Source organism: Polaromonas sp. P1_F6 (genome assembly GCF_056405695.1).
The window spans coordinates 32,606-55,616 of sequence record NZ_JBFUBQ010000008.1 but is presented as its reverse complement, the minus strand read 5'-3'; the positions used below and the strand labels follow the sequence as shown (position 1 = coordinate 55,616).

The 23,011-nt window shown below is 63.8% G+C and carries 22 protein-coding genes; 5 read left to right on the top strand and 17 right to left on the bottom strand.

What is annotated here, in order from left to right; translation table 11 throughout:
- Positions 1-105 precede the first annotated feature (105 nt).
- Genes AC1DY9_RS19475 through AC1DY9_RS19455 form a run of 5 tightly spaced genes read right to left on the bottom strand, consistent with a single transcriptional unit; the run spans position 106 to position 6,059 of the window.
- Positions 106-1,662, bottom strand: a complete 1,557-nt coding sequence (locus tag AC1DY9_RS19475; RefSeq protein ID WP_477667384.1) for an ABC transporter substrate-binding protein — start codon at positions 1,660-1,662, stop codon at positions 106-108.
- Positions 1,663-1,679: 17 nt separating this feature from the next.
- On the bottom strand, positions 1,680-3,368 hold the full coding sequence (locus AC1DY9_RS19470; protein ID WP_477667383.1) for an ABC transporter ATP-binding protein: 1,689 nt from the start codon (positions 3,366-3,368) through the stop codon (positions 1,680-1,682).
- Complete coding sequence (locus AC1DY9_RS19465) at positions 3,365-4,186, bottom strand: ABC transporter permease (protein ID WP_477667382.1); 822 nt, start codon at positions 4,184-4,186, stop codon at positions 3,365-3,367. The genes AC1DY9_RS19470 and AC1DY9_RS19465 overlap by 4 nt, the downstream gene beginning before the upstream one ends.
- Positions 4,183-5,127, bottom strand: a complete 945-nt coding sequence (locus tag AC1DY9_RS19460; RefSeq protein WP_477667381.1) for an ABC transporter permease — start codon at positions 5,125-5,127, stop codon at positions 4,183-4,185. The genes AC1DY9_RS19465 and AC1DY9_RS19460 overlap by 4 nt, the downstream gene beginning before the upstream one ends.
- Positions 5,128-5,159: 32 nt before the next feature.
- Complete coding sequence (locus tag AC1DY9_RS19455) at positions 5,160-6,059, bottom strand: alpha/beta hydrolase (protein ID WP_477667380.1); 900 nt, start codon at positions 6,057-6,059, stop codon at positions 5,160-5,162.
- 221 nt (positions 6,060-6,280) lie between these two features.
- Here AC1DY9_RS19455 and AC1DY9_RS19450 point away from each other — a divergent pair, with 221 nt between their 5' ends.
- Complete coding sequence (locus AC1DY9_RS19450) at positions 6,281-7,231, top strand: LysR family transcriptional regulator (protein ID WP_477667379.1); 951 nt, start codon at positions 6,281-6,283, stop codon at positions 7,229-7,231.
- 49 nt (positions 7,232-7,280) lie between these two features.
- Positions 7,281-7,685, top strand: a complete 405-nt coding sequence (locus tag AC1DY9_RS19445) for a DoxX family protein (protein ID WP_457282574.1) — start codon at positions 7,281-7,283, stop codon at positions 7,683-7,685.
- 71 nt (positions 7,686-7,756) lie between these two features.
- On the opposite strand, the gene AC1DY9_RS19440 is transcribed toward AC1DY9_RS19445, so the two are convergent.
- The 5 genes from AC1DY9_RS19440 to AC1DY9_RS19420 all read right to left on the bottom strand — a co-directional run bounded on the left by AC1DY9_RS19440 (position 7,757) and on the right by AC1DY9_RS19420 (position 12,430).
- The gene (locus AC1DY9_RS19440; RefSeq protein WP_457282575.1) at positions 7,757-9,217 is read right to left on the bottom strand and encodes an MFS transporter; all 1,461 of its coding nucleotides are present in this window, start codon (positions 9,215-9,217) and stop codon (positions 7,757-7,759) included.
- On the bottom strand, positions 9,214-10,110 hold the full coding sequence (locus AC1DY9_RS19435) for a sigma-70 family RNA polymerase sigma factor (RefSeq protein WP_477667378.1): 897 nt from the start codon (positions 10,108-10,110) through the stop codon (positions 9,214-9,216). Before AC1DY9_RS19435 ends, AC1DY9_RS19440 begins: the two co-directional genes overlap by 4 nt.
- 12 nt (positions 10,111-10,122) lie before the next feature.
- Positions 10,123-10,575 (bottom strand): carboxymuconolactone decarboxylase family protein, encoded by a 453-nt coding sequence (locus AC1DY9_RS19430; RefSeq protein ID WP_457282577.1) that lies wholly within the window; start codon positions 10,573-10,575, stop codon positions 10,123-10,125.
- 171 nt (positions 10,576-10,746) lie between these two features.
- The gene (locus tag AC1DY9_RS19425) at positions 10,747-11,553 is read right to left on the bottom strand and encodes an isocitrate lyase/PEP mutase family protein (RefSeq protein WP_477667377.1); all 807 of its coding nucleotides are present in this window, start codon (positions 11,551-11,553) and stop codon (positions 10,747-10,749) included.
- Between the two features lie 109 nt (positions 11,554-11,662).
- Positions 11,663-12,430 carry a 2-keto-4-pentenoate hydratase gene (locus AC1DY9_RS19420; RefSeq protein ID WP_477667376.1) on the bottom strand — a complete coding sequence of 256 codons (768 nt, stop codon included), beginning with the start codon at positions 12,428-12,430 and terminating at the stop codon, positions 11,663-11,665.
- 233 nt (positions 12,431-12,663) lie between these two features.
- Between AC1DY9_RS19420 and AC1DY9_RS19415 the strand changes: the two genes are divergently transcribed.
- Both AC1DY9_RS19415 and queC read left to right on the top strand, forming a co-directional pair.
- A complete protein-coding gene (locus tag AC1DY9_RS19415) occupies positions 12,664-13,842 on the top strand; it encodes a fumarylacetoacetate hydrolase family protein (protein WP_477667375.1) in 1,179 nt (392 codons plus the stop codon).
- A 15-nt stretch (positions 13,843-13,857) separates the two neighbouring features.
- Positions 13,858-14,598, top strand: a complete 741-nt coding sequence (queC, locus tag AC1DY9_RS19410; protein WP_477667374.1) for a 7-cyano-7-deazaguanine synthase QueC — start codon at positions 13,858-13,860, stop codon at positions 14,596-14,598.
- Positions 14,599-14,778: 180 nt separating this feature from the next.
- Here the strand turns inward: queC and AC1DY9_RS19405 are convergent, their stop codons facing one another.
- The 6 genes from AC1DY9_RS19405 to argC all read right to left on the bottom strand — a co-directional run bounded on the left by AC1DY9_RS19405 (position 14,779) and on the right by argC (position 21,131).
- Positions 14,779-16,386 (bottom strand): MFS transporter, encoded by a 1,608-nt coding sequence (locus AC1DY9_RS19405; protein ID WP_457282582.1) that lies wholly within the window; start codon positions 16,384-16,386, stop codon positions 14,779-14,781.
- Entirely contained in the window at positions 16,387-18,177 is a 1,791-nt protein-coding gene (locus tag AC1DY9_RS19400) for an ABC transporter ATP-binding protein/permease (protein WP_477667373.1), read from the bottom strand. It abuts the gene before it with no gap.
- Positions 18,178-18,194: 17 nt separating this feature from the next.
- Positions 18,195-19,163: a 5'-nucleotidase gene (locus AC1DY9_RS19395; protein WP_457282584.1), complete on the bottom strand. Its 969-nt coding sequence runs from the start codon at positions 19,161-19,163 to the stop codon at positions 18,195-18,197.
- Positions 19,164-19,331: 168 nt separating this feature from the next.
- Positions 19,332-19,880, bottom strand: a complete 549-nt coding sequence (locus tag AC1DY9_RS19390; RefSeq protein WP_457282585.1) for a histidine phosphatase family protein — start codon at positions 19,878-19,880, stop codon at positions 19,332-19,334.
- A gap of 3 nt (positions 19,881-19,883) precedes the next feature.
- Entirely contained in the window at positions 19,884-20,030 is a 147-nt protein-coding gene (locus AC1DY9_RS19385; RefSeq protein WP_457282586.1) for a hypothetical protein, read from the bottom strand.
- Between the two features lie 168 nt (positions 20,031-20,198).
- Positions 20,199-21,131, bottom strand: coding sequence for an N-acetyl-gamma-glutamyl-phosphate reductase (argC, locus tag AC1DY9_RS19380; protein WP_457282587.1), 933 nt, complete (start codon positions 21,129-21,131; stop codon positions 20,199-20,201).
- A gap of 122 nt (positions 21,132-21,253) precedes the next feature.
- Between argC and AC1DY9_RS19375 the strand changes: the two genes are divergently transcribed.
- Entirely contained in the window at positions 21,254-22,147 is an 894-nt protein-coding gene (locus AC1DY9_RS19375; RefSeq protein ID WP_477667372.1) for a LysR family transcriptional regulator, read from the top strand.
- Here the strand turns inward: AC1DY9_RS19375 and AC1DY9_RS19370 are convergent.
- A complete protein-coding gene (locus tag AC1DY9_RS19370) occupies positions 22,142-22,996 on the bottom strand; it encodes an adenosylcobinamide-GDP ribazoletransferase (RefSeq protein WP_457282589.1) in 855 nt (284 codons plus the stop codon). The two genes, AC1DY9_RS19375 and AC1DY9_RS19370, sit on opposite strands and share 6 nt — an antisense overlap.
- Positions 22,997-23,011 lie beyond the last annotated feature (15 nt).

The window sequence follows — 23,011 nt, the reverse complement described above, 5'->3', positions numbered from 1 at the left end:
CGTAAGAAGTTGCGTGAAGAGAGATGACGACCGCCGCGAGGCGTGCCTGTCCATGCCTTGCGCGCGGGCCTGTGCGCAAGGCGGCCGAGAGGAAGCTGAAAAGACTTACCTGGCGGCCAGCTTCGTATTCCAGAGCAGCGGCTTGCCTTCCCACACCGTGAAGCCATTCACGCGCTTGCGCACGGCCCAGGAATCGGTCACGTTGTAGAGGATGACCAGCGGCGTCTTGGCGATCATCAGCGCGTGCAGCTGGTCAAACAAGGCCTGGCGTTTCTTCGGATCGGCTTCGGCGAAGCTCTGGTCGATCAACTTTTGCGCGGCCGGGTCGTCCCACACCTTGCGCGGCTGCTTGGCCTTGTTGCCCGAGAACTGCTCATAGCTCAGGGCCGGGTCCAGGCGCGACGAATAGGTGAAGGAGCTCATCTGGTAGTTGCCGCTGTTGTAGCGGTCCAGCTGGGTGGCCCATTCGAGCACTTCGATCTGCGCGTTGATGCCGACGGCCTGCATCATGGCCTGGCTCATCACCGCCACCGAGAAGCTCGGCACATGGGCGCGCTTGTTGGCCTGAATCACGATAGGCTGGCCCTTGTAGCCGGCTTCCTTCAGCAGCTGTTTGGCCTTGGCCGGGTCGTGGCGGTAGCCTTTTTTCTGCGCTGCGGTGTAGAAGGCCGAGCTGTCCTGGATGGCCGAGTTGTTGACGCGGGCCAGGCCTTCGGACGCGGCCGCGACGAGCTGGTTCATGTCGAGCGACAGCGCGATGGCCTGGCGGATGCGCTCGTCTTTAAGAAGCGGGTCATTGGTCTGCATCAGCAGCGTGTTTTTGCCMGCATCCACAGCGGCGACCACGCTCAGGTTTTTATTCGCCTTGAGCTCCTGCACGTCGGACGAGGTGATCTGGCCGGCATCGATGGCGCCGGACTGCAGGCCGGCCTTGGAGGTCGACATGTCGGGCACGGTTAAAAATTTGACCTGCTCGACCAGCGGTTTCTTGAGGCCGAGGTAACCGTCTGGCTTGGTGCCGGGGGGCGACTGGTAGTCGGCAAAGGCGCTGAGCGTGACGTACTCGCCGCGCTTCCACTCTTCAAACTTGAAGGGGCCGGTGCCGATGGGTTTGTCCCAGCTGCCGTCTTCCTTGACGGATTTTTTGTGGAGGATGGCTGTCATGCCGCAGTCGGTGCGGGCCAGGTTGTCGAGGAAGACGGCCGAGGGTTTGTCCAGCTGCATGACCACGGTTTGTGCGTCAGGCGCGGTGACCGAGGTGACCTTGACACCGGAGCGGCCGTCAAATTCGCTGAGGCAGCGCCAGTCGGTCTTGGGGTCCATATAACGCTTCCAGCTCCACAGCACATCGGCCGAAGTCATGGACTCGCCGTTGTGAAACTTCACGTTGGTGCGCAACTTGAAGATATAGGTCAGGCCGTCGGGGCTGGTGACGATGGAGCGCGCCAGCAGCGGGCCGACGGTGCCGTTCTCGTGATAGGCAACCAGGCCTTCGACGATGTTGAGCACCACGCCGTCGGTGGTGTTGTCGCGGTTGACACCGGGGTTGGTCGAGCGGATGTCTGCCGGCTGCGCGACCACGATTTGCGCCGTCTGGGCCTGGGCGGCGGTACAAGCCGCCAGCACGGCAGCGGCCAGAAATTTCAATCGAAGGGAAAGCATCAAAAGCTCCTTAAAGATCAGACTGGAATGGGGGTTATCGGGTTGATGAGATTCAAGGCGCCCGCCGGCGCATCGGGTTCGTCAAAACGCCACTTGAGTTGCATGCCGCCCTGGCCGGTGGGCGTGAGCGCAGGAATCGCGGAGAGCAGCTTGCGTGTGTAGGCATGTTGCGGGTTGTCGAACACCTCGTCGCGGCTGCCTTGCTCAATGATCTGGCCGGCCTGCATCACGATCACACGGTCGGCCACCTGTTCGACCACGCCCAGGTCGTGGCTGATGAAGAGGCAGGCAAAGCCGTGGCGTTCCTGCAGCTCGGCCAGCAGCGCCAGCACCTGGGCGCGTACGGTCACGTCGAGTGCGGACACCGGCTCGTCGGCAATCACAAAGGCCGGCTCACGTATCAACGCGCGGGCAATCGCCACGCGTTGGCGCTGGCCGCCCGAGAGTTCGTGCGCGTAACGTTGCGCATGCCGGGGCTCCAAACCAACCTCATCAAGCATCTTCGCTACGCGCGTTTTCCGCTCGGCTGAAGAGAGGCCAGGAACCAGTCGCAGCCCTTCACCGACCAGCTGGCCAATGCTCATGCGCGGGTTGAGTGATGAATACGGGTCCTGGAAAACCATCTGGCAATTGAGCCGGTAGTCCAGCCAGCCCGCATCGCTGCGCGCGATCGAACGCCCGCGAAAACGGATGTCGCCTTCGGTCGGCTTGAGCAAGCCCGCAATCGCACGGCCCAACGTGGTTTTTCCCGAACCGGAGCCGCCCACCACCGCGACGATCTCGCGCGGGCGCACCACCAGGTCTATGCCGTGCAGCACGCGCTTGGCAGCGGACTTGGCAAAGAGGCGCCGCTTGCCGGGGTAATCGAATACGAGCTTGCGCACTTCGATGACGGGTTGGTCGTCGGCAATTGTGCGCGCGGCTTGCCGGCGCGGGATGGCCTCGAGCAGCTTGCGTGTGTAGTCCTGCCTGGGGCCTGCCAGCAAGGCGGCGGTGTCGCCGGCTTCGACGACCTCGCCCTGCTGCATGACGATCATGCGCTGGGTGTAGCGCGCCACCATGGGCAGGTCGTGGCTGATCAGCAGCACGGCCGTATTGTGTTCGCGTGTGAGGCCGACCATCAGCTCGAGCACATCGCGCTGCACCAGCGCGTCCAGGGCAGTGGTCGGCTCGTCGGCGATCAGCAGTGCGGGCTCCAGCAGCATCACAGAGGCCAGCATCATGCGCTGGCGCATGCCGCCTGAGAATTCATGTGGCCATGCGGCGAGCGCGGCCTGCGGGTCGGTGATGCCGACGCGCGCGAGCATGGCCAAAGCCTTGTCGCGGCGCGCGGCCGGCGAGAGCTCGGGCCGGTGCAGCGCCAGGCCTTCGTCAAGCTGCCGGCCGATCGTCATCGAAGGGTTGAGCGAGGTCATGGGCTCCTGGAACACCATGCCGATGCGCGCGCCGCGCAGCTGTCGCAAACGCGCATCGCCGGCCGCCGCCATGTCTTCGCCTTCAAACAAAATGCGACCCGCGCTGCGCACCAGTGGCGGCGGCGTGAGGCCCATGATGGCGCGCGCCGCCTGGGTCTTGCCACTGCCGGATTCACCGACGATGCCGACGATCTCGCCGGGCGCGACGGTGAAGGACACATTGCGCACGATTTCGCGGCCGCCCTTGCCGATGGAAAGGCTGAGGCCCGAGACATCAACAAGGTGGTTCATTCGATGCCCCTCATGCGCGGATCCAGCAGGTCGCGCACCGCGTCGCCCAGGAAGTTGATGCCCAGCAGCGTGAGCGCAATGCACAGGCCGGGGAAGATGGAAAGGTAAGTCGCCTGCGCCATGAAGGGCCGGGCGGCGGCCAGCATATTGCCCCAGGTGGGCGCCGGCGGCGGCACGCCCAGGCCCAGGAAGGACAGCGAACTCTCCGCCAGGATGACCCAGCCGAACATCGAGGTGGCTAACACGGTGAGCGGCGCCACGCAGTTGGGCAGCACGTGGCGGTACATGGTGTAGAGCTCCGAGTTGCCGAGCACGCGCGAGGATTCGATGAATTCCTTTTCGCGCAGCGACATCACCGTGCCGCGCACGATGCGGGTGACGGAGGGCGTGTACGCCAGGCCCAGCGCGAGGATGATGCCGTACTTGTTGGCGCCGAAGACAGCCAGCAATGCCAGCGCCAGCAGCAGGCCGGGGAAGGCCAGCAGGGCGTTGACAAAGGCCATGATGATGCGGTCGGTCCAGCCGCGCACAAAGCCCGTCAGCACGCCGATGGCAGTGCCTGCGGTGATAGAGAGCAGCACCGTGAGAAAACTGATCCAGACGCTGTTGGAGGCCCCGGCCATGAGGCGCGAGAGCTCGTCGCGGCCGAACTCGTCGGTGCCCAGCCAATAGGTGGCGCTGGGTGGTTTGAGGCGTGCCAGGAAGTTGATCTTGAGCGGCTCGTGCGGCGTCCAGAAGAAGGCCAGTACGGCCGCCACGAGGATGAGGCCCACGATGAAGAGGCCGATCAGGGCCTGAGGGGTGAGAAATTTTTTCATTCGGCCAACACCCTGGGGTCGAAGATCGGATAGCAGAGGTCGATGACCAGGTTGGTTACCACGTAGATCACGGCGACCAGCAGCAGACAGCCCTGGATCACCGGGTAGTCGCGCGCGAAGATCGCGTCAACCAGCAGGCGGCCCAGGCCGGGAATCGTGAACACGGTTTCAACAACCGCCACGCCGCCCAGCAGGTTGCCCAGCACCAGGCCGATCAAAGTCCAGGTCGGGCCGAAGGAGTTGCGAAAGGCGTGGTGCACCAGCACAGCACGCTCTGACAGACCCTTGGCGCGCGCATGCGTGATGTAGTCCAGCCGCAGCACTTCCAGCGTGCTGGCCCTGGCCATGCGGATCAGCACGCCGATCTCATGCAGGAACAGCGTGAGGATGGGCATCAGCAGGTACAGCAGGCCCGACTTCCAGTCGTTCATGATCGAGACATAGCCGACCACGGGCAGCCATTCGAGCTTCAGGCCGAAGAAGAGCAGAAGCAACAGGCCCAGCCAGAAGGTAGGGATGGATACCAGCAGGGTGGCGGTGCCGACCAGCATCAGGTCGGGCAGGCGGTTTTGCTTCCACGCGGCGATCATGCCGGCGGGCACCGCGACCAGGGTGGCGAAGAGCACGGCAATGAGCACAATCTGCGCGCTGACCAGGAAGCGGCTCAACACCAGGTGCAGCACGGGTTCGCCGGTGTTGATGGAAACGCCCAGGTCGCCGCCCAGCACGTGCCGGCCCCAGATGCCGAACTGCACCGGCCAACTCTTATCGAGCCCGAGCTGGGCGCGCAGGTCGGCCAGGCGCACCGGGTCGGCGAGGTCACCCAACAGCAGCTGCGCCGGGTCGCCGGGGATGAGCCGGATCAGCACAAAGACCGCCACCGCGACGATCAGCAGCGTCGGTATGGCCATGAAAAGACGGGACAGCGTAAAACGCAGCATGGTCAGTCTTCAGGTTTGAGGTTGGCGTGACATCACTGGGCCCGGCCCGCCGCTTTTTTCCGGACGTCGCGCAGCACGGTCGCGAGGAAGTCCTGCACCGTGTCGACGCAGGCCAGGCCGTCGTGGGGAACGTTGTCGATCAGGTCCAGCGTGACGTTGACGCCGGCCTGCACAAAGGACTGGCGCAAGGTCTCCAGCCGCTCCGGGCGCGTGCGCCCCGCGTCGTTGGCGCCGGCCATGTAGAACTTGCCGCCTTCGCGGTGGGTAATCTCCCAGGTCTCCATGTCAGCCTTGCCGGCCACCATGTGCACCGGCAGGGCTTTGAGGGCCGCAAGGTTCAGCGGTTTGCCGAAACGCTTTTCGAAGTCGCGCACACCGACCCACCAGTCTTGCTGGTTGTCGATGAGAGTCACCGAGCCTGGCGCGCCTATGGAAAGCGCCCAGAGGCGCTCGGGATGCAGCAGGCCGAAGCGGTTGACGAACTGGCCGCCGCCGGAGTAACCGAAGAGCGCGAACTTTGAAAAGTCGCAACCGAACTTGACGGCTACTTCGTCGACCATGCTGAGCAGGATCTGGTCGTAGCGGATGTCGGCTTCGCGCAGGTGCTTGAAACCGTCGCGGTTGCCGTCGCCCTGCGGGCCGGCCGGGAACAGCGGGCACAACACGATGCAGTCATTCCACTTGGCGAATGCGGCGAAGGCGTCGCGGTATTCGGTGAAGGCGCGGCCGGTGCCGTGCACCACGACCACGAGCTGCATGGGCTGCTTTGACTCACCCAGGTGCGGCGGGGCATAAGTGCAATAGGAAAAGCGCGGGTCAGTGCGCGACGCAAAAATCGTGCTGTGGCCCAGGTCGTAAATGGCTGCCGCCCGTTTCTCACCAAATGAGAGTGGTGAAGCCGTGCCGGTATTCGCCAGGAGTGCATCAGACATAAATCATCGCCCCAAAAAACAAGCCAGACAAGCGGCCGGGCTGCTGCGGAAGAAGCCCGAAAAAGCCGCGCGTTTCGAGGGAGATGCGCCGTTGCGGCGGGAGACATGTGTCCGTCACACAACCCTGTTAAGCCGGATTGTTCTCCATCCGGTTTGAAAAATATATCTATATTATGTTTTGAGATGCTAAAGTTATTCTTTTGTATTGGGGCGGTGCGCGAATGAGCACGATCCGGTTTTTGAAGACCTTCCTGGTTGTCGCGCAGGGCGGCTCGTTCGCCGCGGCGTCCGATCGCGTCGCGCTGACACAGGCTGCAGTCGGGCTGCAGATGCGCGCGCTGGAGACCGAGCTCAAGACCGTGCTGTTCGAGCGTTCGGGGCGCGGCGTGGTGCTTTCGGACGCAGGCCGCGCGCTGGTTGCGCATGCGGAAAAAATTGTCGGGTACTACGACCAGATGCGCGAAGGCCTGGACGGCGAGGGAGAGATCGCCGGCACCGTGACGGTGGGCTCCATCGTCACGGCGATGGGGCTGCTCTCAAACACCGTCGTCAGGATGAAGCCGCTCTATCCGCGTCTCAATGTGCGGCTGGTCATGCAGGAGTCCAGCGGCCTGGCGCGCAGTGTCAGGAGCGGTGAGCTCGATGCGGCGGTCTTCGTCGACGACTCGCCGCAGGAGCGAAAGGGCATGCGCTGGACGCCGCTGTACACCGAGCCGCTGACGGTGGTCGCGAGTTCCCAGGTAGCGTCGCCGGGCAGCGACTTCAAAAAGCTGCTGCGTGAGCAACCCTTCCTGCGCTTTGACCGGCGCACGCAAAGCGGCATCCGCATAGAGCAGACCTTGCGCAAGCTGGGCCTGGTGCCGCAGGACTTTCTGGAGCTCAGCTCGCTCTCGGCCATCATCGACCTGGTGCGACAGAACGTCGGTGTCACCATCGTGCCGCATGTCAAGAACGCCGACTGGGCCAACGATGCGCTTCTGCGTGTGCTGCCGCTGCCGGGCCGGCCACCGACACGGCTGATCGGCATGCTGGAGCAGGGCAAGCGCGAGCACATCACCGCGGTGATCCGGCAGCATCTGGTTCAACTGCTGGCCGAGAAAAGTTTGGCGAGCGTCGCCAGCTCCGCATCGGGTGGCCCCAGGCCCCGGCAGAAACTTGCGCAGCGGCGCTGAACTTTTTCGCTACAGGCCTGTCAGACATCTTTTTAACGGAGGGAACCTCATGGCCTTTGCCCAAAACGACCAACTGACTTCACGCGCGCTTTCAGTCCTGCGCATTGTTTCTGCTTATTTGCTTATTCAGCATGGCACGGCCAAGCTGCTGGGCTTTCCCCACGTGGCTTATTTCGACGGGCTGCAGGTGTTGTCGCTGATCGGCTTTGCCGGGATTCTTGAGCTCTTTGGTGGTGCGCTGCTGCTTGTGGGCTTGTTCACGCGCCCTGTGGCGTTTGTGCTGTCGGGCCTGCTGGCATTTGCCTATTTCATGGGCCATGCGACCAAGGGCTTTGTGTTGTCGCCCATGCTGAATGGTGGCGAGTCGGCCGTGTTGTTCTGCTTTGTGTTTTTGTTCTTTGCTGCTGCCGGCGGTGGTGCATGGAGCGTTGACGCGCTGCGTTCGCGGAAGTAAGCAAGACGCCAATCTCGGTGTAAAGCCGGTGCATCCTTTGCGGGTGCGCCGGCTTTTTCACGCCTCACACCTTATGCGGCGCTGTTGGCTGTCTGCCTGAGGGCAGGCGGGTCTGGCTTCGCCGTTTGCCGTGAAGTCAGCAGGCACAGCGCGGGTGCCAGGGCGAACACGACGAACAGCCATTGCGCTGCGCCCGCCGTTCCGGGTACACCACCGGGGCTGGTGAGGCCCCCGAGGTTGGCGACCATGCCGGCCAGGGCCGCACCCATGGCGGTGGCAAACAGCTCCACTGTCATGATGGAAGAGGCAGCCAGGTCTTCTTCGCCGGGCGGCGCAATCTGCAGCACACGCGTGCTCAGGTGCGGCCAGGCGATGCCGACGGCAAAACCCACGGCCACCATGGCGGCGCAGATTGGCGCCAGCACGGGCCAGCCGCCATTACTGGGTGCGGGCATCAGCACAGCCATGCCCACCAGGCCCGCCAGTGCCAGCACTGGTGCAACGCGGATGGCCAGCCTGGCCCGGCTGCCGGTGGCGCTGGAGCTGATGAGTGAGCCCAGGGTCCAGCCCGCCGACATGATGGCGGCGAGATAGCCTGATACCAGCGGTGTCTGGGCATGCAGGACCTGAAAGAACAAGGGTGAAAAAATCTCGGTGCTGGTGACCGTCATGCCCAGCAGCCCCATCGCGAGGTAAAGGGCGCCCAGCGCCCCGGGGCGAAACGCATCCTGCGGCAACAGGCGGTTGGCGGCGTGCTTGTCGACGATGACCAGCAACGCGCTGAGCGCAACCGCTGCACCTACACCGGCCGCATTCCACATGACTTGTGTGCTGACGCTGCCAGCAGAAACGGCGAAGACCGCGCCGGCCAGCAGGAGCAACTGCATCCACGGTACGGATGTCGGCGGGCTGCTGATGGAGTTGTGCCGTGGAATCACGCAGACGGCGAGCACGGTGAACAGAACCGCCGCCGGAATGAGCGCGCCAAACGCCCAGCGCCAGGCATCCATCTGGGCAAACACGCCCCCTATGGCGGGCCCCACCAGTGTGGCCACGCCCCACATACCCGACAGCAGGCCGATGGCGCGGGACCACAAGGCCTCGTCATACAGCAGGCGAATCATGGCGTAGGGCAGGGCCAGCAGCAGGCCACCGCCAAAGCCCTGCACCACACGCCCGGCCAGCATGACGGGCATGGAAAGCGCCAGCGCACAGGCGAGCGAGCCCACGGCAAAGATCGCGGCGCCGAGCACATAGGCAAAGCGCGGCCCGAGCTTGCCCAGCACCTGCGTCGCCATGGCGGCGCTGATGATGGAAGCCACCACGAAGAGGGCGGTGTTCCAGGCGTAGAACTCCAGCCCGCCAATGTCGCGTACGACGGATGGCAGGATGGTGGTGCCGATGTAGAGGTTGATGGCATGTAGTGCGACGCCGCCGACCAGCGCCAGCGTGCGGATGGCATTGACGCCGGTCAGCAGGGCGATCCAGCCTGTGGGAGCGATGCCTGATGTGTTGCTTGAGGTGTTGTTCATTCCAGCGCCTCGGGTCCGAAGGCCAGCCCGTCAAGCTTGTCCGGGTTGCGCATGATGAAGATGTTGTTGGCCTTGCCTTCGTCGTTATAGGCAAAGGTGATGGCGGCGGCGATCTCGCCGGTGCTCGTCCGCAGCTGGATGGCGCGGCCACCGTTGATCTCGCAGGGTACCCATTCGTAGTGGGCCCAGTAGCGGGCCAGCTGCGTCGTCAGCAGGGTGAGCACGCTGCCCTTGCCCTGGAAGATGCCTTCAACCGAGCTGACCTTGCCGCCGCTGTCGGTGCTCAGTGCGATGTCGTCCGAGAGCAGGCTGGCGAGTGATTCTGTACTGCCAGCGGTGATGGCTTCGCGGAAAGCGGTGAGCAGGTCGTCCTGCACCTTGGGCGGCGTCACGTGCCGTACCTTGCCCTGGGAGATGCTGGTGCTGGCGCGCGAGACCAGCTTGCGGCAGGCGGCTTCCTCCATGTCCAGCATCTCGGCCACTTCGGCATAGGGGGTCTCAAAAATCTCATGCAGCAGGTAGGCAGCGCGCTCTTTGGGCGTGAGGCGTTCGAGCAGCAGCAAGAAAGCCATGCTCAGCGACGAGGCCAGCAGGGCGTGTGTTTCGGGTGTGTCTTCGGTCTGGGTATGGATGGGTTCAGGCAACCAGGTGCCGACATAGTCGACCCGGCTGCGCTGCGCGTCGCGCAGCATGTCGATGCAGTGGCGCGTGCAGATGGCGGTGAGCCAGGCGGCCGGTGTCGCGATGCTCGCGTGGTCGGCCGCCAGCCATTTGATGAAGACGTCCTGCACGGCGTCTTCGGCATCGGCCCGCGAACCGAGGATGCGGTAGGCCAGGCCAAACAGGTGCCTGCGCCTTTCTTCAAATACGGCGGTGGGGTCGATGCTGGCCATGATGCGTAAACCTTAGTGTGCCGAGACCTGAATGCGGTTCCAGAGATTGATCATGCCGATGGTAGCGGTCAGAGCGCCAATCTCTTTGTCACTGAACGATTGACGCAGGCGGCCGCGCAGGCTGGCGTAGTCGGTCTTGTGGTCGAGCGTGGTCAGGGCTTCCGTCCAGGCCAGTGCGGCTTTCTCGGCTTCACTGAAGTCGTTGACATGCGCCCAGACGACGAGGCGGTCCAGCCTGTCCTGGGTTTCGCCGTCTTCACGGGCTTCCCGCAGGTGCATCTTGACGCAGAAAGCGCAGCCGTTGATTTGCGAGGCGCGCAGGTGAATCAGGTGGTGCAGTTTTTTGTCCAGGCCCTGGGCGCCAATGGTTTGACTGACCTTGAGCAGGGCGGGGTAGACATCAGGAATCGCGAGATCGATACGGACGGGGGCAGTGTTGGCGGAGGTAGCGGTAGCGGCAGTCATGGTGTTTCCTTTAAAAACAAGTTGAAAAGTTGGGTGTCACACCGTATTGACGATTCAGCTTTGCCGTTTGTGACGCGTTGTGACGCCTGCCTTCAAAAAAAGATGAAATAAATGAAAAATCGCCTGATCCCCAAAGGAATACAGGCGATAGCGGGCAAGCGCCTGTGCGCTCTAGCGTGGCGTGTTCAACAAGGTGTTCATCGCCGAATAGTCCAGCTTGGGGCCGAGCAGCGGAGACAGGTCCTGTTTCAGCAAGGCCTCGACGCTGGTTCGGGCGTGTTCATAAGCCACCTGGAAAGGCGCCGGCCCTACGCTGACGCGCCGCACGCCGGCGGCTTGCAGCTCGGCAATGGCCGGCAGCCCGGGCATGGCCATCAGGTTCAGCGGCAGGCTGACAGCCGCGCAGATTTCCTTGACCTCCGGCAACGCCGTGAGGCCGGGTACAAAGGCGCTGTCCGCCCCGGCTTGCTGGTACAGCTTGAGGCGGGCGATGCTGGCCTGCGCCGGTGTGCCTTCGACTTTCAGCTTGCGCAGGTAAACATCGGTACGGGCATTGATAAACAGCGGTGCGCCTTTGAGTGTGCTGCGTATGGCCTTGATCTTGTCGGCCAGCAGGGCTGGGGCGCCGCTGCCGTCTTCGAGGTTGATGCCCGCCGCACCCACGGCGACCAGCTCGGCGGCCAGGCGGCCTACCTCGGCGGGGCTCTCGCTGTAGCCGTCTTCCATGTCGACGGTCAGCGGCAGGCTCAAGACACGGGTGATGCGGGCGACGGCATCGAGCAACTCGTCGGGCGGCAAGGCGCCGCCGTCGGCATAGCCGCAGGCCCAGGCCAGAGACGCGCTGCTGGTGGCCACGGCTTTGGCACCGGAAGCTTCAAAGATTTTGGCACTGGCAGCGTCCCAGGCATTAGGCAGCAGCAAAACGCCGTGGGGCGCCTGGTGGAGTTGGGCGAATTGTTGGTGGTGAAGGACTTGCATGGCGGCTCCGTCGTTGTTGGCGGGATTGGAGAATCGAGGCGCACAGCTTAGCAAGCCGGGCTGAGGCGCCTGGCCATTTCCGTCCCTTTTCTGACCTATTTACTTCAGGTTACGCGCCGCGAAATTCCACCTCAAACCGGGCCAGGCCCGCGTAGTCAAACTGCGTGCGCTTTCCGAGGGGCAACGTCAGTACACCGGCATAGGAGCCGGTGATCACCGCCTGGCCCGCCAGCAGGCCGATGCCGCGTTCGCGCAGGAAATTGGCCAGCCAGTACAGCGGCGTGCGTGGGTCGCCGTTCGGGTGTGTCGCTTCGGCGGTTTGCGCGGGCTCCCCGGCGACTTGCCAGGTCAATTCAAATGCCGCCACATCGGGCCCGCACAGTTCTGGCCCCAGCCACAGGCCGTTGTTGACGATGCCGTCGGCCAGCAGTTCGGGAAAAGGCAGGCTGCTGTGGTCGGTGTAGCGGCTGGCGCAGATTTCCAGTGCGGCATGGACGGAACCAATGGCTGCATCCACCTCGGCCTCGGTGTAGGGCTGTGCGCGCGGGGGCAGGTCTTTGGCCAGCACAAAAGCCAGCTCTGGTTCAACCACTACGGCGGTGGCACCCAAGGGAAAGGGGACGGCGCAGATCGCTGCATGGTTGAGGGCGGGCTGGTAGATGGGGGCGGCCACCAGCTTGCCGGGGCTGGGCGGTGAAGCCTTCCAGCCGGCCACCGGCTGGCCCAGCCGGCGGGTGACTTCCTGCTGCACCTGCCAGCCGTCTTCCAGGTCGACAGGACGGCAGCTGTCGGGCAAGCGTGGGCCCGCCTTTCCCGTGGTTCGCCTTGCTATTAATTCGATAGCTGCCTGCGCAAGTTTTTCGGGGGATAGAGGCATATTTCGCTTAAAAATCAGGGGTGTGAAGGTTTGGCTGCCTCCCGGGTGGCATGAAGGCAGTGTTCCGCAAGCGGGTGCGTTTTAGTGTAGCGGCGCACGCTTGGGGCCGAGACGTGTGCGTGCGCTTTTCCTCAACCCTCAGCGGGGCGCCTGGGCTTTTCGTACTTCCTTGTACTATTGACAGCTTCATACGCTTTTGTGTGCTGCCCTTCCTGTTCTTCCCTTCCAACATCATGAAAAACTCCCTGAGCCCTGCTTCCACCCTGCCTGTTGACGCCGCTGATGCCTTGCTGGTGGGGCGTGTCTGGATAGAAGGCACTGGCCCGGTGCTGGCCTTGGTCACACCCGACGGTGTGTACGACCTTTCCAGCGTTGCGCCAACCGCCAGCCAGCTGCTGGAATTGCCGGGTGTCGCCAGGGTTGTGCGGGCCGCTGCGGCGAAGCTGCCGCGACTGGCGGGCACGGCCGAAGTGCTGGCCAATTCCGCTGAGGATGCACATGACACCAAGCTGCCCTGGCTGCTGGCGCCATGCGACCTGCAGGCACTGAAAGCCTCGGGCGTGACGTTTGTCGAATCGATGCTCGAGCGCGTGATTGAAGAACAGGCCGGCGGCGACGCCAGCAAGGCTGACGAGGCGCGCAAGGCGGTGATCGCCGTGATCGGCGAGAACCTGGGCAAGATCAAGCCCGGCTCACCCGAAGCCGCCCAACTCAAAGACGTATTGATCGCAAAAGGCATGTGGTCGCAGTACCTGGAAGTGGGCATTGGCCCCGACGCGGAAATCTTTACCAAGAGCCAGCCGATGAGCGCGGTCGGCACGGGCGCCGAAGTGGGCATACATCCGGGCAGCGACTGGAACAACCCCGAGCCTGAAGTCGTGCTGGCCGTGAACTCGCGTGGCGAGACGGTGGGTGCGGCGCTGGGCAACGACGTGAACCTGCGCGACTTCGAAGGCCGCAGCGCATTGCTGCTGGGCAAAGCCAAAGACAACAACGCCTCGTGCGCGATCGGCCCCTTCATCCGCCTGCTCGACGAGCGCTTCACCATCGACCATGTACGCAGCAGCGACCTGAGCATCACCGTGACGGGACCTGAGGGCTTTGTGATGAAGGGCGGTAGCTCGCTGAAGAAAATCAGCCGCGACCCACTGGACCTGGTGGCGCAGGCCATTGGCCCCAACCACCAGTACCCTGACGGTTTCATGCTCTTCCTGGGCACCATGTTTGCGCCCACGCAAGACCGCCATGGCCCCGGCCAGGGCTTTACCCACGTGGTGGGTGATGTGGTGACGGTGGCCACGCCGCAGCTGGGCAGCCTGGTCAACCGCGTCACCACCTCCGACAAGGCCGCGCCGTGGACCTTCGGCATTTCGGCGTTGATGAAAAGCCTGGCCAAGCGCAAGCTGCTGTAAAGAAGGAGAGGGCGGATGCATACCTCTGCATTGGTGCTGTTTTCCGGCGGGCAGGATTCCACCACCTGCCTGGCGCAGGCGCTGTCGAAATACGAACGTGTCGAGACGGTGGCGTTTGACTACGGCCAGCGCCACAAGGTGGAGCTGGAGGCGCGGCTCAATGTGCTGCGCGAAATCAAACAGCAGTTTCCACAGTGGGCCCACAAGATTGGTGAAGACCACCTGCTGGATCTCGCGGTGCTCGGGCAGGTCAGCGACACCTCATTGACACGTGACGTCGCTTTCAAGATGGAAAGCTCGGGCCTGCCCAACACTTTTGTGCCGGGGCGCAACCTGCTGTTCCTCACGCTGGCGGCCGCGCTGGCCTACCGGCGAGATTTGCAGGTGCTGGTCACCGGCGTTTGCGAAACCGACTTTTCGGGCTACCCCGATTGCCGCGACGACACCATGAAAGCCATGCAGCTGGCGTTGTCGCTGGGCATGGACAAACGCTTCCTGATCGAGACGCCGTTGATGTGGATCGACAAGGCCGACACCTGGCGGCTGGCGCATGACATCGGTGAAAAATCCGGCGAGCCCAACGGCGGCGAAGCGCTGGTCAACCTGATCGTGGAACACACCCACACCTGCTACCTCGGCGATCGCGTGCACCGGCATGCCTGGGGCTATGGGTGCGGGACGTGCCCGGCCTGCGAATTGCGGGCGCGGGGCTATGCGGGCTATAAAACCACCCCCGTCCAGGCTCACTCCGTGTAGCCTGTTCCCCCCTCGAGGGGGCGGCGCCTGCGGTCCGGCAAAGCCGGTTCCGCGGCCCCCACTGGTCGCGCCCAATGAACTCTTAAGCCAGCATGAGCCGTGGAACCGGCTTTGCCGGGCCACGGGCGGGCGGCCCTCTCGGGGGGCAGGGAGCTACACGAAGTGAGCGACCGTGGGGGCCTAACTCTCGACGATGCTGCGGGTGACAAGCGGGGGTTCTTCGCCCAGGTGAAATCCGAGTTTGCGTTCGCGCAGCGCCACGTCGCTGGCCGTCACGCGGTCAAAGCGGCGCAGGTGCTCGGTCCATGACTCGTCAATGATCTGCTCGATGTAGTGGCCGGGTTTGTTGACGTCGCGCAGCAGTTCCCATTCCAGCGCGCCCTGGCGCAGGCGGCTGCGGCGGCTTTCCTGCATCAGCGCGCGAAAATCGTCGGCGCGCGCCATGTCTATCTGGTAGTGAATCCTCACCACCACGCGGCCTGCACCAGGTGGCTCTTCAGCCACTGGCGCCTTGAACTGGCGCGACGGCGTCAGGTCTTCTTCAATGCTGAGGTCCGACACGAGGTACTGCGCCACCATCATCACGATCGAGCCGCTGGCGGCAGCCATCAGCAGGCCGGTGGATACGCTGGTGAGGCCTGCCACGTGGCCCCAGAGCGCCGCACCCGCTGCGCTGGCGCCCATGATGGCCATCTGGTACATCGACATGCCGCGCGCGCGCACCCAGTCGGGCAATGACAGCTGGGCCGACACGCTGAGCGAATTGGCGCAGGTTATCCAGGCCATGCCGTTGAGCAGCATGGCCGGAACGGCCACATACACATTGGGCGCGAAAGCCATGGCGGCGGTGGATGCCGTCTGCAGGAGTGTCGATCGCATTACGAGCACGTCGCGCGGCATCATCTGGCGCAGCCGCGCCAGGTTCAGCGCCGCGATGATGGCGCCTGTGCCCATGGAGGCCAGCAGCAGCGTGAAGGTGCCGGCGTCACCGCCGTGCAGGCCGCGCGCCACCAGCGGCAGCAAAGCCAGCAGGGCGGTGGAGTGAAAAAAGAAAATGGCCACGCGCAGCAGCACCGCACGCAGGCGCGCCGACTGGCTCACAAACTGCAGGCCGACGCGCATGGCGCTGACCAGGCGCTCGCGCCCCAGCGGGCTGGGCGCGTGGTCGCGCCGCCAGCGCATGATGACAAAGCCCGAAATGACCGACAGCACGGCGTTGAGTACGAACACGTATTCGGTGCCGGCGCCGGCAATCAAAGCGCCGGCAACGAGTGGGCCGACGATGCGCGACGCGTTCATCGAAACACCGTTGAGCGCCAGCGCGGCGGGCAACTGCACGCGGGGAACCAGCTCGGGCACGATGGCGGCAAACACCGGCCAGCGCATGGCCAGGCCCACGCCGTTGGCAAAGGTCAGCGCCAGCAGCAGCGGCGGCGTCATGACATCGGAAATCACGGCGATGCACAGCAGCGTGGCCACCACCGCCACCCAGAACTGCGTCATGATGAAGTAGCGGCGCCTGTCCAGGATGTCGGCCAGTGCGCCGCTGGGCAGCCCGAGCAAGAAAACCGGCAGTGTGGAAGCCGACTGCACCAGCGCCACCCAGAGGGGCGAGGTGGTCATGGAGGTCATCATCCATGCGGCCGCCACATCGTTCATCCACATGCAGATGTTGGCGACCAGCCAGGTGCTCCACAGCATGCGGAACACCGGGCGCTTGATGGGCGCCCAGGCGGAGAGGGATTCAGCCGTTACCGGCTCGGGGGTTCTTGAAGCTTCCTCGGGCATTCAGGGCGCTTCCTGTGCGGCACGCTGGTTCAGCGTGAACAGCGCGGGTGAGCCTTCGGGCAGCTTTTCGAAAGCCCAGGTCTTGTTGTGAAAGGCTGCCACGTTGGGGCGGTGGGCGATCGAGATGATCGCGCCTCCCGATGTTTTGACGAGCGCCAGCAAACGTTCATACAGCGTTTTTTCAGCTGCCTCATCGAGCGCGCTGGTGGCTTCGTCCGCAAAAATCCATTTGGGTTTCTTCAGCAATACCCGAGCGATGGAGAGGCGCTGTTGCTCACCGCCAGAAAGCTTTTGACTCCAGGCGTCTTCTTCGTCCAGCCGTGCGGCCAGGTCGGGCAGCAGGGCTTCATTGAGGGCTTGCTTCAGTGTGTCGTCGGTGTAGCCTGCCGCCAGTTCGGGGTAAGCCAGTGCATCGCGCAAGGAGCCGTTCGGGAAATACGGACGCTGCGGGATGAACATGGCGTTTTCAGGTCGGGCGATACGGCCGGTGGCAAACGGCCAGATGCCTGCCAAAGCGCGAAAAAGGGTGGACTTTCCGCTGCCGGAAGGGCCTCTGAGCAGAATGTGATCGCCGGCGTCGGCATGCAGTTCGACGCCTGTCAGGAGAACGGTTCCGGTCGGCAGGGCCAGATTGAGGTCGCTCGACGTGAGCGATGTGGACGCACTGGTGACCAGGCCGACGTTGTCTTTTGCCTGCGCAATCATGCTGTCTTCGAAGCTTGTCAGGCGATCTGTTGTCGCGCGCCAGCTGGCGAGATTGTCGTAGTTATCCACAAACCAGCTGAGTGAGTCCTGAACCTTGCCGAAGGTCGAGGAAATCTGAATCAGCTGGCCAAGCTGGATTGCTCCGCCGAAGAAGCGAGGTGCCGCAACAAGGAACGGAAAAATCAAGGCAGCCTGGCCGAAGAAGCTCTGGAACCAGATGAGTTTTTTGTTGGCGCGTATCAGGTTCAGGTAGTTCGCCAGCACCGTCGTGAAACGACCATCGAGCTGGCTGCGCTCCACCGCCTCGCCATGGTCCAGCGCAATGGATTCGCTGTATTCACGCGCCCGTACCATGTGGTGGCGAAAATTGGCTTCGTAGCGCTGCTGCAAGAAGTTGAGTTTGATCAGTGGCCGACCGATGTAATGCGCCAGCACGCTGCCGACCAGGCAATAGGCCACCGCGGCCCAGACCATGTAACCCGGGATGAAATAGCTGCTTCCGCCCAGGGTGAAGTCCAGCGGACCCGACTGAACCCAGAGAAGGCCGACAAAACTGACCAGCGTCACGACCGCATTGAGCAGGCCCATGCTCAGTGTGATCGTGGAGGTGGTGAAAGACTGCACGTCTTCCTGAATCCGCTGGTCCGGGTTGTCCGGGCTGGCGTTGATGTCGGTTGTCGCCGAATAACGCGCGAGCTCCATCTTGTAGAAGGCGTGGTGCGACAGCCAGCGGCGCAGGTAGTCGCGTGTCATCCACGCGCGCCAGCGCATTTGCAGCAACTGTGTCAGGTAGAACTTGTAGACGGCGATGATGATCGCGCCAAAGGCCAGATAGCTGAATCGGCCCATCTGCTGCCAGAAGACGATCTGGTCGCGTTTTTCAAGTGCGTCATAAAACACGCGGTACCAGTCGTTGAACTGCACTGCCATGTAAACCGTGCCGAGGTTGAGCAGCACGATGGCCACGAGAAGGCCGCGTGCCTTCCATTTTTCTTCGGACCGGAAGTAAGGGGCGGCCAGTGCGGCTATCCGCCTGGCAAAAAGACTGAATGCGGCAAATTTTGCGAAAAGACTGGACGGATTCATGAAAGCCCTTTCGCGGCTCAGGAAAGCTGGTTGGAAACACCGCTGGCCACGTGGCCCGAGGGCACATGCTGCGAGGCGGAGTGCACGTGACCGGTCTGGTCGTCGAAGAAAAAGTCGGGCTCGAATTCGCGCAGGAATTCGCCTTTGGCGAGACCCCCCAGGAACATGGCTTCATCGACCTCGATGTTCCAGTCCATCAGCGTGCGGATGGCGCGTTCATGCGCGGGCGCGCTGCGGGCGGTGACCAGGGCGGTGCGTATGCGCATGTGCGAGGTGCCGACCTGCTGCAGGCGGTGCAGTGCTTCGAGCAGGGGCTTGAACGGGCCGGCCAGCAGCGGCTGTGTGGCCTTGTCGCGTTCGTGCTGCTGGAAGGCTGACAGGCCCTGTGCCTGGAAGACGCGCTCGGCTTCGTCCGAAAACAGCACCGCGTCACCGTCGAAGGCGATGCGCACTTCGTTGGGGTGTGCATCGCTGGCGCGCACCGAATGCGGATACACCTGCGCGGCCGGCACGCCTGCCAGCAGGGCGTCACGTACATCGCTCAGATGGGCGGACAGGAAAAGATTGGCGTGCAGGGGCTTGAGGTAGCGCCAGGGCGCCTCGCCGCGGTTGAAGGTGCCGCGTTCTATCTTGAGGCCGTAATGTTGGGCCGAGCGAAAAACCCGCATGCCGGAGACGGGGTCGTTGCGCGAGAGGATCACGACTTCGACGCGCTGGGTGGGTGCAGTGGGACTGGCCGCTTCCCCGGCGCTTTCGGGTACCTCGTTGAAGGCCAGCAGTTTTTTGACCAGCGAAAATGCTACGCCGGGCTTGGCCGGAACATCCAGGCGCTCGAGTTGCAGCTTCATGTAAGCCGCGTCTTTTTTTGCACCGGGCACGGGCTCGGCCGTCATGCCGGTTTCGAAAACCTGGTTTTCTTCTTCAAAGTCAAACAGCGCGCGTGACGAGATCGCCACCACGAGCTGACCATCCAGAGTTGCTGCCATTTTTTGCCTTGCCGTTTCAGTTCGTTTGTTGAGATGGCTTCTTAGCGCTAATTGCCCAGACGCGGCGCAACACCAGCAGATGCCGCGGAACTGGCTTTGCCAGGCCGCAGGCATCGCCCCCTGCAAGGGGGGAGGCGGCTACACGAAGTGAGCAAGCAACGGGGGTGTTCATACCAGCTCCAGTGTGCACCATTGGCCGTAGGCCGGAGCTTTTAGAGGCCAGTCGCTGGCGTGCATGATCTGACGCACGCCAAGGCCAATCAGTTCCACGGCGCGTATGACGCCCGCGTGGGTAATCCACAGTGTGTCGGCCTGGCCTTGCAACTCGTCAAAGGCCGAAGCGACGCGTGCCATGACCTGGTGGGTGCTTTCGCCGCTGCCGCCCACGGCGTATTGGGCAAAGCCGTCCGTCCAGGCTTGCAGTTCGGCGGGCGTGATGTCCTGCCAGGCGCGGCCTTCCCAGGCACCAAAGTCCATCTCCTGCAACCGCGGGTCGCTGGTGCAAGCCAGGTCGGGGCGCAGTTCGCGCAATGCTTGCGCCAGCTGCACACATCGCTGCAAAGGGGAGTGGGCGACCCGTGTGCCGGCGGGAAGCAGCTTGGCTAGCGCTTGCGCGCATTCGACGGTGGCCGCCGCATCGGCCGCTACGTCCTGCCGGCCGTAGCAAATGCCGGCTTCAACCAGCGGTGTTGCGTGGCGGGCCAGCCAGAGCTTCATGGCTTACTGACAGCCTTGGTCGGGCAGCGCCTGCAGGTCGGTGCAGATGATCTGCTGCTCCTGCACGGGGACCATGGTGGCGGTGGACGGAAGTGATGCGGTGGTCATGGAGAGGGGCTGCTGCGGTGGCTGGAGAATGGCGGAGTGCATGCTGTGCGATCCGTGCGATAAGGGTCCGCCATGCCCCGTGGTCTATTCTAGAGCGGCACAGGCGCCGGCGCGGCGAGCCTCTGCGCCACCGTGGGGCGATCTCTGGAACTGCTTGCAGAACCGGCTGTCTGTGACACCCCTCGCCGAACTTGCTGTGCCGTCAAGCCGCTAAGCGGCGTGCTGCAGCATCAGGTCAAGGTTCTGCACTGCCGCACCCGAGGCGCCTTTGCCCAGGTTGTCGAACACGGCGGCCAGAAGCACTTGCCCGTGCTGCGGGTTGGCGAACACGGCCAGCCGCAGCAGGTTGGTGCCGTTGAGCGCCTGCGGGTCCAGGTGCTGCGTGGCCTGAACGTTCTTTTGCGCCATCACCTCCACATGTACGGAGCCTTCGTAGTGCTGATGCAGGCAGGCTTGCAACTGATCGGCAGTGACGCCCGCTGGCAACTGCCGCAACAGCAACGGGATCGTGAGCACGATGCCCTGGCGGAACGAGCCATAAGCCGGCAGGAAGAAGGGCCGCTGTATCAGGCCTGCGTGTTTCTGGATCTCGGGGATGTGCTTGTGGGCCAGCCCCAGGCCGTACACCTGGAACATGGGCGCATGCGATGCATCCGCACCTTCATGCGCATTCACCTGCGCGCGGCCGCCGCCGGAGTAGCCCGACACCGCATGGATCGCCAGCGGATGGTCGGCGAGCACGAGGCCAGCCTTCACTAGCGGCAGCAGCAGGGCGATGGCGCCCGTGGGATAGCAGCCGGGGTTGGTGACGCGCCGCGCGTTGGCGATGCGCCGGGACTGCTCCGAGCTCATTTCCGGGAGTCCGTAGACCCACTGCGGATCGGTGCGGTGCGCGGAGCTGGCATCGATCACGCGCACGGCCGGATTCACGATGGAGGCCGCTGCTTCGCGTGCAGGCCCGTCGGGCAGGCACAGCAGCGCGATGTTGCAGGCATTAATGGCTTCTGCACGACGCGCTGGGTCCTTACGGTCCTGCTCGGGCAGCGTGAGGAGGCTCAGGTCATTGCGGCCTTGCAGGCGTTCGTGAATCTGCAGGCCGGTGGTGCCCTGATCGCCATCGATGAAAACAAGGGGTGCGCTCATGCGGTGCTCCTGGTGGGGTGAATGGCTCGAGCCAAAGAAAGAAGAATGACGAATCTTCAGCGACACCTTAGAATTTGAAAAGTTGAATTTCATAACCATCAGCATCAGATTTACTGAACGTCATGCGCGAACTCAACCTGGACCGGCTGCGCACGCTGGTCACCATCGCACACTTGGGCTCGTTCGCCGAAGCCGCGCGCGTGCTGCATCTGGCGGCGCCCACGGTGAGCCTGCACGTAGCCGACCTGGAAGCGCTGTGTGGCGCCCCTCTGCTGGTGCGCAAGCGCGGTGAAGTGCGTCCCTCGGGCGTGGGCGAGGCACTGATTGAACGGGCGCGGCGCCTACTGGCCGATGCGGACGAGGCAATGGATGTAGTTCAGCGGCAGGTGCAGGGGTTGGCGGGCCGTGTGCGGCTAGGAGCCTCCACGGGCGCGATTGCCCACTTGCTGCCGCAGGCCCTGGAGGTGCTGGGCCGGAACCACCCCGGCATCGACGTGCAGGTGGCAGTGCTCACTTCGCAGGACACTATGACGCGCCTGGCGGATGGATCGCTCGACGTGGGCCTGGTGGCGCTGCCGCAGGCGACGGCGCAAGGGGTGAAGGTGCAGCCCTGGCGGCGGGATCCGGTGATGGCCTTCGTGCCGTCGCCCTGGGCTGTACCCCAGCGTGTTACGCCGAAGTGGTTGGCGGCTCAGCCCCTGATTCTCAACGATTTGGGCACCAGCCTGTCGCGGTTGACCGCTGAGTGGTTCGCACTGGCGGGGGAGCACCCCAAGGCGCGCATTCAGCTCAACTACAACGACGCCATCAAGAGTTTGGTGGCCGCCGGTTACGGCGCCACGCTGCTGCCGCACGAGGCATCGTCCACCACGCCGCTTGACCCGCGCATCCGCATGCTTCCGTTGCGCCCCGCGCTGTGGCGGCCGCTGGGCATCGCGCACCGCGCGGGCCCGGTGGAGCGCGCGATGCAGCATGTGCTGGACGTACTGTGGCAACAGCGGCAGCCATGGTCATAGACTGATGGCCAGGCCCAGGTAAAAAGCGATTTCGCAAACCTGCTGGGTGGCGCCCAGGCAGTCGCCGGTAAAACCCTGCAGCCGGCGTTTGAAGAGGCGGCCCATCCACAGCAGTGCGAGCACGGAAAAGCTGCAGGCGACGATGAGGTTCATGACGTCGAGCACGAAGGTGGCCAGTGCCAGCGCGGCAAGGCACCAGGAAAAACCCACCAGCAGGCTGCCGGGGGAGATCTGGTCCGCCAGCGGCTTGGATTTGGACTGGGCGGTGTCGCCCACGTGCGGCAGCAGGTAAATCAGCAGCAGCGGCAGGCCGCGCGACATGATGTGGCCCGTGCACAGCGCGGCGCAGACATACCAGCTGCCAAAGGGGGCTTCCTCCCAGTCACCCCAGCCGGCGGGCGCGCCTTCGACCGAGCCGAGGATGGCCAGCAGCGCGACCTTGCTCAGCAGGGCGAGCACCAGCGCCATGGCGCCAAAGGCACCCACGCGCGAGTCTTTCATGATTTCGAGCGCACGGCCTTTGTCGTGACTGCCGCCCAGGCCGTCGGCTACATCGGCAAGGCCGTCTTCGTGGAAGCCGCCCGTCAGCAGCGCGGTCGCGGCAGTGGAAAACGCCGCGGCCACCAGCGGCGAGAACGTGGTGTCGGGTAACACCGCATGAAACAGCGCGTACACGGCGGCGGCAAACAGGCCCACCAGAATGCCGACCCCAGGGAAGTGGCCGGCACTGGCGCGCAACAACTCGGGGCTGTAGCCCACCCAGGCGGCCAGCCGCCCTGTGATAGGGATGCGCGTGAAGAACTGGACGGCGAGCAGGAACTCGCGGACAAACAGGGTGATGGATGTCATGCGAGGCCCATGGTG